The organism is Methylobacterium sp. P3_A11, assembly GCF_056403155.1.
This window is the reverse complement of record NZ_JBFUGA010000013.1, coordinates 1-14,383: the sequence shown is the minus strand read 5'-3', so window position 1 is coordinate 14,383 and position 14,383 is coordinate 1. Positions and strand designations below refer to the sequence as shown.

Annotated in this window: 10 protein-coding genes and 1 pseudogene; 3 read left to right on the top strand and 8 right to left on the bottom strand. The window is 70.6% G+C overall.

Going from position 1 to position 14,383, the window contains the following annotated elements:
- Positions 1–67 precede the first annotated feature (67 nt).
- Complete coding sequence (locus AC1DXK_RS06270; RefSeq protein WP_457105075.1) at positions 68–244, top strand: hypothetical protein; 177 nt, start codon at positions 68–70, stop codon at positions 242–244.
- 22 nt (positions 245–266) lie between these two features.
- Here the strand turns inward: AC1DXK_RS06270 and panE are convergent, their stop codons facing one another.
- The 3 genes from panE to AC1DXK_RS06255 all read right to left on the bottom strand — a co-directional run bounded on the left by panE (position 267) and on the right by AC1DXK_RS06255 (position 3,796).
- Entirely contained in the window at positions 267–1,211 is a 945-nt protein-coding gene (gene panE, locus AC1DXK_RS06265) for a 2-dehydropantoate 2-reductase (RefSeq protein ID WP_457105076.1), read from the bottom strand.
- 8 nt (positions 1,212–1,219) lie between these two features.
- On the bottom strand, positions 1,220–2,713 hold the full coding sequence (gene guaB, locus AC1DXK_RS06260; RefSeq protein ID WP_457105077.1) for an IMP dehydrogenase: 1,494 nt from the start codon (positions 2,711–2,713) through the stop codon (positions 1,220–1,222).
- 192 nt (positions 2,714–2,905) lie between these two features.
- Positions 2,906–3,796, bottom strand: coding sequence for a DUF3313 domain-containing protein (locus AC1DXK_RS06255; protein ID WP_477297196.1), 891 nt, complete (start codon positions 3,794–3,796; stop codon positions 2,906–2,908).
- Between the two features lie 207 nt (positions 3,797–4,003).
- Here AC1DXK_RS06255 and AC1DXK_RS06250 point away from each other — a divergent pair, with 207 nt between their 5' ends.
- A complete protein-coding gene (locus tag AC1DXK_RS06250; RefSeq protein WP_457105079.1) occupies positions 4,004–5,449 on the top strand; it encodes an MFS transporter in 1,446 nt (481 codons plus the stop codon).
- On the opposite strand, the gene AC1DXK_RS06245 is transcribed toward AC1DXK_RS06250, so the two are convergent.
- From AC1DXK_RS06245 to AC1DXK_RS06230, 4 genes are all read right to left on the bottom strand, one after another.
- The gene (locus tag AC1DXK_RS06245) at positions 5,450–5,974 is read right to left on the bottom strand and encodes a DoxX family membrane protein (protein ID WP_457105080.1); all 525 of its coding nucleotides are present in this window, start codon (positions 5,972–5,974) and stop codon (positions 5,450–5,452) included. It lies immediately after the preceding gene.
- Between the two features lie 74 nt (positions 5,975–6,048).
- The gene (locus tag AC1DXK_RS06240; RefSeq protein ID WP_457105093.1) at positions 6,049–7,215 is read right to left on the bottom strand and encodes a multidrug effflux MFS transporter; all 1,167 of its coding nucleotides are present in this window, start codon (positions 7,213–7,215) and stop codon (positions 6,049–6,051) included.
- Between the two features lie 192 nt (positions 7,216–7,407).
- Positions 7,408–8,694 (bottom strand): MFS transporter, encoded by a 1,287-nt coding sequence (locus tag AC1DXK_RS06235; protein WP_457105081.1) that lies wholly within the window; start codon positions 8,692–8,694, stop codon positions 7,408–7,410.
- Between the two features lie 37 nt (positions 8,695–8,731).
- Positions 8,732–9,088 (bottom strand): MarR family winged helix-turn-helix transcriptional regulator, encoded by a 357-nt coding sequence (locus AC1DXK_RS06230; RefSeq protein ID WP_457105082.1) that lies wholly within the window; start codon positions 9,086–9,088, stop codon positions 8,732–8,734.
- Positions 9,089–9,330: 242 nt separating this feature from the next.
- Here AC1DXK_RS06230 and AC1DXK_RS06225 point away from each other — a divergent pair, with 242 nt between their 5' ends.
- Positions 9,331–14,175 (top strand): NAD-glutamate dehydrogenase, encoded by a 4,845-nt coding sequence (locus AC1DXK_RS06225; protein WP_477297193.1) that lies wholly within the window; start codon positions 9,331–9,333, stop codon positions 14,173–14,175.
- On the opposite strand, the pseudogene AC1DXK_RS06220 reads toward AC1DXK_RS06225, so the two are convergent.
- Positions 14,172–14,383: pseudogene (locus AC1DXK_RS06220) on the bottom strand (IS481 family transposase); the annotation flags it as partial. The gene AC1DXK_RS06225 and the pseudogene AC1DXK_RS06220 sit on opposite strands and share 4 nt — an antisense overlap.

The following is a 14,383-nucleotide window of genomic DNA, read 5'->3' as shown; positions in this document are numbered from 1 at the left end:
TATGGCATCCGCCCGTTCCGGACCAGAGCGGTCCGTCGCCGGTCGCATCCCGGGAGTACCTCAGTTCATGACGTCAACCGTTCGCGTCGCCCTCGCGGCCCTCGTCGCGGCCTCGCTCGCCGCCTGCGCCAGTGCTCCCGCAGCCCAGCCTGACTTCTCCCCGCCGCCCCGCCGGCCGGTCGATGCCAAGACGCAGCTCGAATACGGCAACCCGCCCCCGCCGCCGCCGCCCGCCCGCTACTGAGACGTCGGCGCGGGGGGACGGTTCAGGCCGTCTCCCGCGCCCGCCGGGCCTCGTAGGCCTTCAGCCCGGCATAGACCGCGGTCAGGACCGGGAAGGTCGTCTCGGGCGCAAGCCGCTCGCCCCGGGCGATCAGGTCGCCGATCACGTGATCGGCCTCGATCCGGCCCTTGTTCTCGATGTCACGCAGCATCGAGGCCGTGAAGGTGGAGCCCGCGGCCGTCAATTGTGCCCGCGCCCGCTCGGCCACGACCGGCCGCGGCTCGAACCCGCTCGCGGCGGCCACGGCGGTGCATTCGGCATGAAGTGCCGCGACGAGCGCGGTCCCGCCGGGCGCCGCCACGATGTCGCCGACCGCAGCCCGCATCAGCGTGGTCGCCCCGGCGAGGGTCGCGAGGAACACCCACTTCTCCCACATCTCCTGCAGAATCACGTCGCTCAGCCGCGGCTGGAACTTGAGGCCGCGCATCAAGTCGTCGACCGCCTCGATCCGGGCGGAGCGTGAACCGTCGCGCTCGCCATAGGTGATGCTGCACAGCTCGCTCATGTGGCGGATGGCGCCGTCCGGCGCGAGCGTTGCGGCGATCGCGCAGGCTCCGCCGAGCACGCGCTCGGCCCCGAACCGGGCGTCGAGGGCGTCGAGATGCGACATCCCGTTCAGCACCGGCAGGATCGCAGTGCCCTCGTCCACCGCTGGCGCCAGATCGGCGATGGCGCTGTCGAGGTCGTAGGCCTTGCAGGACAGAATGATCAGGTCGAACCGCCCCGCCCCGGCCAGACGGTCGGCCGTCACGGTGGGCGGATCGGGCAGATGCAGGTCGCCGAGGGGGCTTCTGACGTTCAATCCCGCCGCGGCCAGCTTGGCCGCGCGGGCCGGCCGGACCAAGAACGTGACATCGGCGCCGGCCTCGGCGAGGCGCGCCCCGTAATAGCCACCGGTCGCGCCGGCCCCGACGATCAGCGTGCGCATGAGCTTCCTCAGGTTCGCGAGGGATAGTTCGGGCTCTCGCGGGTGATCGTCACGTCGTGCACGTGACTCTCGCGCAGGCCGGCATTGGTGATGCGGATGAACTGCGCCCGCTCTTGGAACTCGGGGATCGTGGCGCCGCCGACGTAGCCCATGGCGGCGCGCAGACCGCCGGCGAGCTGGTGCAGGACGTTGCCCACCGGACCCTTGTACGGCACCTGACCCTCGATGCCCTCCGGCACGAGCTTGTGGGTGTCGTTCACCTCAGCCTGGAAGTAGCGGTCAGCCGAGCCGCGGGCCATGGCGCCCACCGAGCCCATACCGCGGTACGACTTGTACGAGCGGCCCTGGTAGAGGAACACATCACCGGGGGCCTCGTCGGTGCCGGCGAGGAGCGAGCCGAGCATCGCCACCGAGGCGCCCGCCGCGATCGCCTTGGCGAGATCGCCGGAATACTTGATGCCGCCGTCGGCGATGACCGGGATGCCGGCCTCCCCGGCGGCCTCGACGGCCTCCATCAGCGCGGTCAGCTGCGGCACGCCGACGCCCGCCACGATGCGGGTCGTGCAGATCGAGCCCGGGCCGATGCCGACCTTGATGGCGTCGGCACCGGCATCGATCAACGCCCGCGCACCGTCCCGGGTCGCGACGTTGCCGGCGATGACCTGCACGGCGTTCGAGAGCTGCTTCACGCGGGCGACCGCGTCGAGCACCTTGATGGAGTGGCCGTGGGCCGTGTCGACCACGATCACGTCGCAGCCGGCATCGATCAGGCGCTCGGCCCGCTCGAAGCCGCTGTCACCCGTCGTCGTGGCGGCGGCGACGCGCAGGCGACCCTGCTCGTCCTTGACGGCGTTCGGGTAGGCGACGCGCTTCTCGATGTCCTTGACGGTGATCAGGCCGATGCAGCGGTAATGGTCGTCGACCACGAGCAGCTTCTCGATCCGGAACTGGTGGAGCAGCCGCTTGGCCTCGTCCTGGGTCACGCCCTCGCGGACCGTGATCAGGCGGTCGCGGGTCATCAGCTCGGCGACCGGCTGGGCGGAGTTGGTGGCGAAGCGCACGTCGCGGTTGGTCAGGATGCCGACGAGCTTGCCGCGGGAGCCGTTGGGGCCGCGCTCCACCACCGGGATCCCGGAGATCCGGTTGCGCTTCATCACCTCGAAGGCGTCGGCCAGCGTCTCGTCCGGGTGGATGGTGATCGGGTTCATCACCATGCCGGACTCGTACTTCTTGACGAGGCGGACCTGCTCGGCCTGCTCCGGCGGCTCGAGGTTGCGGTGGATGACGCCCATACCGCCGTTGGCCGCCATGGCGATGGCCATCGGGGCCTCGGTCACCGTGTCCATGGCCGAGGCCACGATCGGCAGGTTCAGGGGGATCGTGCGGGTCAGCCGGGAGGCGACGTTCACTTCGGTGGGCATCACCGAGGAGGCGGCGGGCCGCAGGAGCACATCGTCGAAGGTGAGGCCCTCGATGATCGATGCGGTTTCTACTCGGGCCATGTGCCAACTTTCCTCGGACGGCGGCGCGCGGGGGGAGCGCGCTGCGGGATCGGGTTGGCAAGTGCCAGTATCACGGGCTCTACGACGGCGCCAATGCACCCGTGATGCGTCGCAACGCGAAAACGCGCATGGCTCGCGGCTTGTCCACGGCCGCGGCTCCCTGCCTTGTCGCGTCGCGGCCCAGCCGCAGCCCTACCGCATCGCCGGCGCGCGGGGACCCTTGTCGGTGTATTCGGGCGGCAGGCCGATATAGTCGCCCAGCATGCCGTCGATGCCCGGCGCCCGGCCGAAGGCCTCGCAATCGGGGTCGAGCGGGGCCTCGCCGAGGGTGGTGATGCGGATGCGGTCCCAGGTCGGGAGCGTGTTGGGGGCGGTGAACGGGTCGTCGCCGGTCGCCACCATGTAGCCGAAATCCTGCCCGAACTCGCCCGCGAGATCGTAGGCGTCGCTGGCCTTGGAGAAGCGCGGCTGGCTGGTGAAGGAATTGGYCGCCCCGCCCCAGACCATGGCGGCCCGCTGCTCGCGCCGCCGGTCCAGCGCCTCGGCCTCCACCGTGAGGCTCCCGAGCCCGATCGGCACGCGCGGGATCGGAACGCGGCCGACGCCCTCGGCGACGCTCAGGCCCAGCTGCGAGGCGACCGTCACGCCGGCCGAACCCGCGATGGTGGCGCCGGCGCCGAGGAGGTCCGTGGGGTCGACGCGGGTGACCTGCGCCCGCACGGTCAGGTCGGCATCGCGGCTCGTCACGATGTCGTATTTCAGCGACAGATCGTAGCACAGCGCCCGGTCGGCGGCGTTGGCGATGAGGCGCCGCTCGGCCTGGGTCAGCGGCGCGGCTCCCGCCACATCGGCGTGGAAGGCGGTCGGAATGATGCGGACCGTCTGCGCTTTGGCGAGGGCCGGCCGGTCCACGTAGATCCGCGAGGCCGAAGCGACCTGGTCGCTGGACTTCAAGCGGTCATAGCGCGTCAGGGATCCGCGATCGTTTAGCAGGACGGTGCCGCAGGCGGCCACCATCGAGAGAAGGGCGACACCGGCGGCGATCCGCGGCAGGGAGCGGACCTTGCTGGGGCTGGGGTGCATCGGGTTCCTCGTGGGCCGGCCCCTGGCCGGCTTGGGCGACCTCACGGGCGCGTGAGGGAAACGTAGCCATGGGAGCACCCGTAAAAAAGGTGGCTTCGCGTCGGCGCTCAACCTCTGTTGCAGGATGGATACATGCGCGAAACACGAGGGTGCGAGGTGGCCACGCCGCCGTGCAACCGCCCCGGCGCGACACGCGTCTGCTGTCCGATGGCCGCAACTCAGCAAAGACCGTTCTGGATCGTCCCCCTGACGGTCGCCACCGCTCTGTTCATGGAGAACACCGACTCGACGGTGATCGCCACGGCGCTGCCGAGCATCGCGGCCAGCCTGAACGAGGACCCGATCGCGCTGAAGCTTGCGCTGACCTCCTATCTGGTCAGCCTCGCGATCTTCATCCCGGTCAGCGGCTGGATGGCCGACCGCTACGGCTCGCGCACGGTGTTCCGCGCCGCCCTGGTGGTGTTCATGGCCGGCTCGCTGGCCTGCGCGGCCGCCAACGGCCTCGCATGGTTCGTCGCCGCGCGGTTCCTCCAGGGCATGGGCGGCGCCATGATGGTGCCGGTCGGGCGTCTCGTGGTGCTGCGCAGCGTGCCGAAGTCGCAGCTCGTGACCGCGCTCGCCTACCTGACCTTCCCGGCCCTCGTCGGCCCGGTGATGGGTCCGCCTGTTGGCGGACTGATCACGACGTGGTTCGACTGGCGGTGGATCTTCTTCATCAACCTGCCGATCGGATGCGCGGGGATCGTGCTGGCCAGCCTGTACTTCGAGGACGTGCGCGAGCCGGAGCGGCCGCCCCTCGACCTCGTCGGATTCGTGCTGCTCGGCACCGGGTTGGCGGCGCTGATGCTCGGCCTCGCCTCCCTGGGCCGCCACCTGCTGCCGGCTGCTGTGTCCTGGGGCTGCCTCGCCGCGGGCGCTTTCCTCCTGCCGCTCTATTGGGCGCATGCCCGCCGGGCCGCCCACCCGATCGTGCGGCTCGACCTGATGGAGCGGCCGACCTTCAGGGTCGCCGTGATCGGCGGCAGCCTGTTCCGGATCGGTACCGGAGCGATCCCATTCCTGCTGCCGCTGATGCTGCAGGTCGGCTTCGGCCTGGATGCCCTGCATTCCGGGCTCATCACCTTCGCGGCGGCGGCCGGGGCGATGTTCGTGAAGACGCTGGCGCCCAAGATCCTGCGCCGCACCGGGTTCCGGACGTTGATGGTCTGGAATGCGTTGCTCGCCTCGGCCTTCCTGGCGGTGAATGGCTTCTACACCGGGGAGACCCCGCACTGGATCATGGTGGCCCTGCTGTTCGTCGGCGGCTGCTCGCGCTCGATCCAGTTCACCTGCGTCAACGCCATTGCGTATGCCGATCTCGAATCCCGCGAGATGAGCGCGGCCACGAGCTTCGCCAGCGTCTGCCAGCAGCTGTCGCTGAGCCTCGGCGTGACGCTCGGGGCTCTGGCCCTGGAGGGAACGGCCGGATGGCACGGACGGACGCAGATCGCGGCCGGCGATTTCGGACCGGCCTTCTTCGCGGTGGCGGTGATCTCGGCGGCTTCCGTCCTGGCCTTCCGCCGCCTGTCGCTGGATGCCGGGTCGGAGATCTCCGGCCGCGCGATGGTCAAGGCCTCGCCGCCGGCCGCCGAAATGAGGCCGCGGCACGGCTGATCAGGCGGCCGCGCGGGCGGGCGCCCGTCCGGCGGGCCGCTTGCTTCCGCCCCGCGCGGCGCCCTTGCCCGAGCCCTTCGCGGCGATCGGCTTGGCAGCGGGGGCCGCCCCCATCGTGCCGGCGCGCCAGCCCTGCCAGCTCAGGGCGCCCGGACCGGCCAAGGCATACATGAGAAATCCGCCGGCCAGGCCGAGATCGGCCAGCATCAGCGTACGCTCGGCGACCGCAGCCGGGCCGACATAGTGCCAGAACGGGTGCAGCACGAAGGCCGTCACGGCGGCGAAGGCGGCCAGAGCCAGCCCGGTCAGCCGCGGCAGCACGCCGAGGATCAGCGCCAGCGGGCCGAATACCTGAACCACCACCGCCGCGGTTGCGACGCTGTTGGGGAACGGCATGCCGTTGCCGGCCAGGGTGAGGGCGAAGCCCGAAACGTTGAGCGCCCGGGCGATCCCGGTGGGCAGGAGCGCGGCGGCGAGCAGAAGACGCGCAGCGAAGAGGGTTCCGTCCTGGGCGCGGGCGATCATGGGCGGGTCCGGTCGGCTGGGATGAAGACCCGAGCTTGAGGGGTCTCGCTGAAGACCGCGTTAAGCCGCCGCGCTCAGCCGCCGACGCCGCCCCGGAACAGCCGGCCACGCTCCGTCCAGGCCACGACGAGGAGCGCCATCGCGCCGAGGCTCGCATAGCCGATCGCCACGGGCAGCACGGTGCCGTCGAAGGCTTGGCCGATCAGGAAGCCGCAGAACGCGCCCAGGATCGTCGTGTAGAACCCGAGGAACGACGAGGCCGTGCCGGCGATGGCGCCGAGGGGCTCCAGCGCCAGCGCGTTGAAGTTCGGCATCGCGAAGCTGATCAGGAACTGGTTCATCGCCAGGATCGCCAGGAACAGGGCGAGGGGCGGATGGCCGTGATAGGCAAGCCCGGCCCCGACCTGCACCAACCCGACCAGCGTGAACGCGATGACGCCGCTGTGCGACAGCGCCCGCATCCCGAGCCGGCGGACCACCCGGGCGTTGATCAGCGTCGCCGCGCCCATCGCGCCCGCTACCAGCCCGAAGGCCAGGGAGAAGAGCGGGCCGAGGTGGTAGAGGCCGGTGTCGAATACCTGCTGGGCCGAGCCCACATAGCCCATGATGCAGCCGGTCATCAGGCCGAGCGCCGTGGCGTAGCCGACGGCGACGCGGGTCCGGAGGGTCAGGCGGATCGCCTCCCAGGTCGCGGCGGGCGAGAGCGGCCGGCGGTATTCCGGGTGCAGCGTCTCGGGCATCCGCAGGGAGAACCAGAGGGCCAGCCAGAAGGCCAGGACCAGCATCGAGACGAAGACGTAGACCCAGGAGCCCAGCGCCAGCATCAGGCCGCCGATCGCCGGCGCGATCATCGGAACGATCAGGAACACCATCATGGTGAGCGACATGACGCTCGCCATCTCGCGGCCGGCGAAGCGGTCGCGCACGATCGCCACCGAGAGCACGCGCCCGCCGGCGGCGCCCATGCCCTGGATGATCCGCGCGGCCAGCAGCCAGCCGAAGCTCGGCGCCACCATGGCAAGGCCGCAGCCGACAACGTAGATGGCGAGGCTGGCGAGCAGGACCGGGCGCCGTCCAAGGGCGTCGGAGACCGGTCCGTAGACGATCTGCGCGAAGCCGAAGCCGATCATGTAGACGTAGACGAGGAGCTGCAGCCGGTTCGGATCGGCCACGGCGAATCGCGCCTCGATCGCCGGGAAGGCCGGCAGCAGGTTGTCGATGGAGATCGCCGTCACCGCCATCATCAGGGCGATGATGGCGACGAACTCGACGAAGCCCGGACCCGACCAGGGCCGTGGGGCGGGAACGTTCTGGACCGGCGGCTCGGGCCGGATCGCGATGGTCAAGGCGGGCTCTCGGGATGCGCGGGGACGGGCAGATGAGGGCTCGTCCTTCGCGGCACACGTGTGACGACCGCGCCCGCCGCGCGCAGTTCAGGCCGGCAGCGGGCGCAGGGCGGGCTCGGCGGGGTTGCGGCCCACGAAGGCCGCCATGAGTGCCGCCACGAGGCAGAGCAGGCCGGCCGAGACGAAGGCGCCGAGATAGGTTCCGGTGTCGGTCCGGACCATGCCGGCGAGCCACGCCGCCGAGGCCGCACCGATCTGGTGGGCGGCCGCGATCCAGCCGAACATCAGCGCGGCGTTCTCCTCGCCGAAGGTTTTTCCGGCGAGCTGGACGGTGGGCGGCACCGTGGCGATCCAGTCGAGCCCGTAGAACACCGCGAACAGCGACAGGCCGTAGAAGCTGTAGTCGAACGAATAGGGCAGGAAGATCAGCGAGAGCCCGCGCAGGCCGTAATACCACGCGAGGAGCTTGCGCGAGTCGAACCGGTCCGTCAGCCACCCCGACGCGGTGGTGCCGATCAGGTCGCAGATGCCCATCAGCGCGAGCAGGCCCGCGGCGGTCACCTCGGCGATGCCGTGGTCGATGCAGGCCGGGATCAGGTGCGTCCCGATCAGTCCGTTGGTGGAGGCGCCGCAGATGAAGAAGGTGCCGGCGAGCAGCCAGAAGTCGCGGGAGCGCAGGCCGATGCGCAGGCCGCGCAGCGCCCGCACGGCGGGGTTCTCGGTCAGGACCGGCGTCGGCGTGACCGCATCCTCGCCATAACGCGGCAGACCGATATCGGCCGGGCGGTCGCGCAACAGCAGGGCGGCCAACGGGATCAACGCGAGGGTCGCCGCCGCCACCACGAGGGAGACCGAGCGCCATCCCTGCCCGACCGCCAGGGAGGCCAGCATCGGCAGGAAGACGAGCTGACCGGTGGCGCTGCTCGCGGTCAACAGGCCGAGGACGAGCCCGCGGCGCTTGGCGAACCAGCGCCCCGCTACGGTCGCCCCGAGGACGTTGGCGACCATGCCGGAGCCGGAGCCGACGACGATGCCCCAGAGCAGCACCATCTGCCACGGCGCTGTCATCAGGCTCGTGGCGGCGGTGCCGATCGCCAGGATCAGGAGCGCCGCGCAGACGGAGCGCCGGAGGCCGAACCGCTCGATGATCGCCACCGCGAAGGGTCCGATCATGCCGTACAGGAAGATGTTGAGGGCGATGCCGACGCCGATCGTGGCCGCGGTCCAGCCGAATTCCCGCTCCCAGGGTACGATCAGCACGCTCGGGGTCGCGCGAACGCCGGCCCCCACGAGGAGCACCAGGAACGTGACGGCCGCGATGACCCAGGCATAATGCAGGCGCGCCCCGGGGCGCGTCTCGGTGATGGCGGGCATGAACGGTCTCCGGCGGCGGGCGGGCCTGAGGCGATGCTCAGGTGGCGGAAATCAGGGCGTTCGCCAGGGCCGCCACGGCCCCGGGCTCGACTTGGGCGTTGATGCGGGTCTGCGCGTCCCGCCAGTAGGGCATCGCGGTGGCCATGGCACCGCGGCCGGCGTCGGTCAGGATGACCATGCGCGTGCGGGCATCGTCGGCGTCGGCGGCGATCCGGACGAGGCCGCGCCGCTCCAGCGGATCGAGGTTGCGCGCCATCGTGGTGCGCTCGAGCGCAGCCTCGGCGGCGAGCCGCGTCACGGGCGTCGGACCCAGCCGCTCCAGAAGGCGCAGGATCGCGAACTGCGTCACCCGCAGGCCCGTCGGGCGCAGGGCCGAATCATAGGCCGTCGTCACGGCGCGCGTCGCCCGGCGCAGCGCGGAGCAGGTGCAGGGCTCTTCGGGAGCGGGAACGGCAGGATCGTCGGGCACGATGCGTGTATATGCACGTTTCTCGGCCTGAGCAACCCAAGCGGGGCGTGCGCCTGACGCTTCGCCCCGATCGATACTCGCGGACGGGCAAACGGTCGGGGGTGTCATCGACACGGCGGATCACGCTGCTATCGGTTGGGCGAGTGACCCGGTTCGGGAGAAGCGCGATGACACTCGAAACCGCGACGGCGTTGTCCTCCTCGGAGCAGAAGACGGCCCGCACCGGGCTGATCGAGGCGGCCGCCGACATCGTGACCGACCAGGGTGGACCCGGCGGCTTCGTCCGCGACCTGTTCGGGCGCGTCACCCCGGAGGATCTGGCCTCCTACGACGCCGCGATCCTGGCCGACCTCGCCGCCCGCGCCCGTGCCTTCCTCTCCGAACCGCGCCGGCCCAGCGACCCGGCCCGAATGCGCCTCGGCGAAGGCGAGCTGTTCCGCGACGGACGGGCGCGCGAGGTGACGATCCTCGAGGTCGTCAACGACAACCGGCCGTTCCTGCTGGACTCCACCCTCGCCGAACTCACCGAGCAGGGCCTCTCCCCGCACCTCGTCGCCCATCCGATCCTGGGCGTGGAACGGGATGGCGGGGGTGGGCTGATCCGCGTGGTCGGTGAGACGACCGCGGATGCCCATGGCAGCCTGGCGCGCGAGAGCTTCATTCACATCCATCTCGACCGCCTCTCGGACGAGGTCGGCGCGCGGTTGCTGGACTCCCTCGCGGCGGTCTATCGCGACGTCGCCCTGGCGAGCGACGATCACGACGCCATGCTGGCGCGCCTCACCGACCTCGCCGAGGATCTCGGCCGGGCGCCTACCCCGGTGCCAGAGAGCGAGACCGAGGAAGCACGCGCCTTCCTCGGGTGGCTGAAGGACGGCCAGTTTCTGCTCCTCGGCATGCAGCAGCACGGCATCGACGGCGAGGCCCATCCCCTGGTCGACGGGTCGAGCCTCGGCGTACTGCGCGATCCCGGCGCCACACCCCTGCGCCGGGGACGGACCCCGGTGGACTACACGCCGGAGATCCTCGCCTTCCTGGAGGAGCCGCAGCCGCTGATCATCACCAAGGCGAGCGTGAAGTCCCGGGTCCACCGATCGGCCTACCTCGACTATATTGGCGTGAAGCTGTTCTCCGGCCTCGGCAAGCTTTCGGGTGAGGTGCGGATCGTCGGCCTGTTCACGGCCTCGGCGTATACAAGCCCCGCCCGCGAGGTGCCGGTTCTGCGCCGCAAGGTCGAGGCCGTCGTCCAGCGCGCGGGTCTGGACCCGACGAGCCATGCCGGCCGCAGCCTCCTCGCGGTCCTGGAGAGCTATCCGCGCGACGAACTGTTCCAGATCGGCATCGAGCGGCTCTACCGGTTTACCCTGGCCATCGCCGCCCTGGCCGACCGGCCGCGGGTGCGCGTGCTCTCGCGCCCGGACCGGTTCGGCCGCTTCGTCTCGCTCCTCGTCTACGTTCCCAAGGACCGCTACGATTCCACGGTGCGCGGCCGGATCGGCGCCTACCTCGCAGAGACCTATGGCGGACGGCTGAGCGCCGCCTATCCCGATTATCCGGACGGCCCCCTCGCCCGCATCCACTACATCATCGGCCTGCCCGACCAGGGCAGCCCGGAGCAGGACCCGTCGCTCCTGGAAGCCGGCATCGCCGCCCTGGTCCGCACCTGGGGCGACGCCCTGCGGGCTGCCCTGACCGAGACCCAGGGCGGCGACCGGGCGCGCCAGCTCGCCACCCGCTACGGCGACGCGTTCTCGGCCGCCTACCGGGACGCATTCCAGCCCGAGATGGCCGTCGCCGACGTAGCGATCCTCGACCGCCTCGACGACAGCCAGCCGCGCGCCGTCCATCTCGGGCGCCGGCAGAGTGATGCGGCGGCTCAGGTCCGCCTGAAGGTCTTCTCCCGCGGCACTGCCATCAGCTTGTCGGACCGGGTTCCGGGGCTGGAGAATCTCGGCTTCCGCGTCATCAACGAGCGCACCTACCGGATCGTGCCTGCGGGGGCGGACGAGGCGGCCCGGATCTGGGTGCACGACATGCTGATCGAACGCGCAACCGGCGCTCCGATCGACCTGAACGCCTTGGAGCGCCCGCTGGAATCCGCGATGCTGGCTATCGCGGACGGTGTCGCCGAATCCGACGGCTACAATCGGCTCGTCCTGGAGGCCGCCCTCCCCTGGCGGGAGGCGGCCCTGCTCCGGGCGCTCGGGCGCTATCTGCGCCAGCTGCGCATCCGCTACGGGCAGGATTACCTCGCCGGCACGCTGAGCCGGCATGCCGGCATCGCCCGAAGCGTCGTCGCCCTGTTCCGCGCCCGGTTCGATCCGGCGCTGACGGGGGACCGGACCGCCCGAGAGGCAGAGATCCGCGCCGGAATCGAGACCGCGCTCGCCGACGTCATCAGCCTCGACGACGACCGGATTCTGCGCCGGTTCGTCAATCTCGTCGAAGCGGCAGTGCGGACGAATTTCTTTCAGACCGGCGCGGACGGGCAACCGCGGGAGACGATCAGCTTCAAGTTCGCCTGCGCCAAGGTGACGGCGATGCCGCTGCCGCGGCCGTTCTTCGAGATCTTCGTGTATTCGCCCCGGGTCGAGGGCGTCCACCTGCGCTTCGGCTACGTCGCCCGCGGCGGCCTGCGCTGGTCSGACCGGSCMGAGGATTTCCGCACCGAGATCCTGGGCCTSGTGAAGGCCCAACAGGTCAAGAACGCCGTGATCGTYCCGGTSGGCGCCAAGGGCGGCTTCTTTCCCAAGCGCCTGCCGCCGGCCTCCGACCGCGCCGCCTGGATGCAGGAGGGCACCGAGAGCTACCGGATCTTCATCCGCACGCTTCTGGAACTGACTGACAACATCGTCGACGACGCCATCGTGCCGCCGCCCGACACGGTGCGGCACGACCCGGACGACGCCTATCTCGTGGTCGCCGCCGACAAGGGTACTGCCACCTTCTCGGACATCGCCAACGCGCTGTCCCTCGAGAAGGGCCACTGGCTCGGCGACGCCTTCGCGTCGGGCGGCAGCCAGGGCTACGACCACAAGGGCATGGGCATCACCGCCCGCGGCGCCTGGGAGGCGGTCCGGCGGCATTTCCGCGAGATCGACGTCGACGTGCAGCGGGACCCGATCACGACGGTCGGGGTCGGCGACATGTCGGGCGACGTCTTCGGCAACGGCATGTTGCTATCGGAGAGCATCCGGCTGATCGCCGCCTTCGACCATCGGGACATCTTCCTCGATCCGAACCCGGATGCGGCCGCGAGCTTCGTCGAGCGGCGACGGTTGTTCGATCTCGGCCGTTCCTCGTGGGCCGATTACGACCGGTCGCTGATCTCGGAGGGCGGCGGCATCTTCTCCCGCAGCCTGAAGACCGTGCCGCTCTCCGGGCCGGTCCGCGCCGCCCTGGGCTTCGACCGCCACGAGGCGACGCCCACCGAGCTCATGCAGGCGATCCTGAAGGCACCCGCCGACCTGCTCTGGTTCGGCGGCATCGGCACCTATGTCCGCGCCACCACCGAGACCGACGAGGATGCCGGCGACCGCGCCAACGACGCCGTCCGCATCACCGGGCCGGAGCTGCGCGCCAAGGTGGTCGGAGAGGGTGCCAACCTCGGCCTGACGCAACGCGGTCGCATCGAGGCGGCGCGCGCAGGCGTTCGGCTCAATACCGACGCCATCGACAATTCGGCGGGCGTGAACACCTCGGACGTCGAGGTGAACATCAAGATCGCCCTGATGACGCCGGAGCGGGACGGACGTCTGAGCTACGAGGCACGCAACGCCCTCCTCGCCGCCATGACCGACGAGGTGGGCCACTTGGTTCTCCGCAACAACGCGTTGCAGACTCTCGCCCTCTCACTCGCCCAGCGCGGCGGCCTCGGCGAGACCGGCTTCGCCATGCGGACCATGCAGGCTCTGGAGGCCGAGGGTCGCCTCGACCGCGCGGTGGAGTTCCTGCCCGACGACGGGACGCTCTCCGAGCGCATGCGCCGGAACGAGGGCCTGACACGGCCGGAATACGCGGTCCTCCTCGCCTATGCGAAGCTGTCGCTCCATGACGCGATCCTCGACAGCGCCGTGCCGAACGACGCCTATTTCGACCGGGAATTGCAGCGCTACTTTCCGAAGGCCCTCCGGGACCGATTCCCGGACGCGGTGAAAACGCACCGCCTCCGCCGCGAGATCATCGCCACGGCGCTCGCCAACATCATCGTCAACCGCGGCGGCCCATCCCTCGTGACTAGCCTCGTCGACGGCACCGGCGCCGACGGCGCGACCATCGCCAAGGCCTACGCGGTGACCCGCGACGCCTTCGGGCTGATGGAGCTCAACCTCGCCATCGACGGGCTCGCAGGCCGCATCTCGGGCCAAGGGCAGCTCGGCCTCTATGCGGAGGTGCAGGATCTGCTGACGAACCGCATCGTCTGGTTCATCCGCAACCTCGACCTGAGCGGCAGTCTCGGCCCGGTCGTCGCCCGCTACCGGGACGGCGTCGCTGCCGTCGAGGCGGCGTTGCCGAAGGTCCTCGGCGACGAGGCATTGGCGGCGATCGGGGAGCGCACGGCGGAACTCACCGCCCTCGGCATGGCCGCTGCCCAGGCGCGGCGTCTGGCCTCGCTGTCCGCGCTCGTCTCCGCCCCGGACATCGTCCGGGTCGCCGAGGCCAGCGGTCGTCCGATCGAGGACGTGGCGGCCACGCATTTCGCCCTGGAGCACGCCTTCAACCTCGACGCCCTCGCCGCTGCAGCGCGGACCGTTCCGGTGACCGATACGTTCGACCGCGTCGCGCTGGAGCGCGCCGTCGCCGGTATTGCGGCGGCGCATCGCAAGTTGACCGCCGAGGTGGTGGCCGACCTGGGCGCCGGCCCGGAGGCGGTGGAGGCTTGGGCGAAGGCCCGCGGTGCGTCGCTCGTCCGGATTCGCGAGGCGGTGGATGCCATCGGCGCGTCGAGCCTGACGGTCTCGAAGGTCACTGTGGCGGCGAGCCTGCTGGGGGATCTGGTCCGGGCCGACTAGGTGTTCAGTCCCGAGGTGAGATGGGTTGGGTCGTATCTGAACCGGCCTGGGTCGTCTGCCCAGGCTCGGCAGGTCGCTTCGTATGGCGTGAGGCCGCGTAGGGTCTTGAGCCGCCGGGCGAAGTTGTAGGCATCCAGGAAAGCGGCGAGGTGTTCCCGCAGTTGGTCGTGGCTGTCGTAGTGGTAGCGCTTGACGGTCGCGTCCTTGA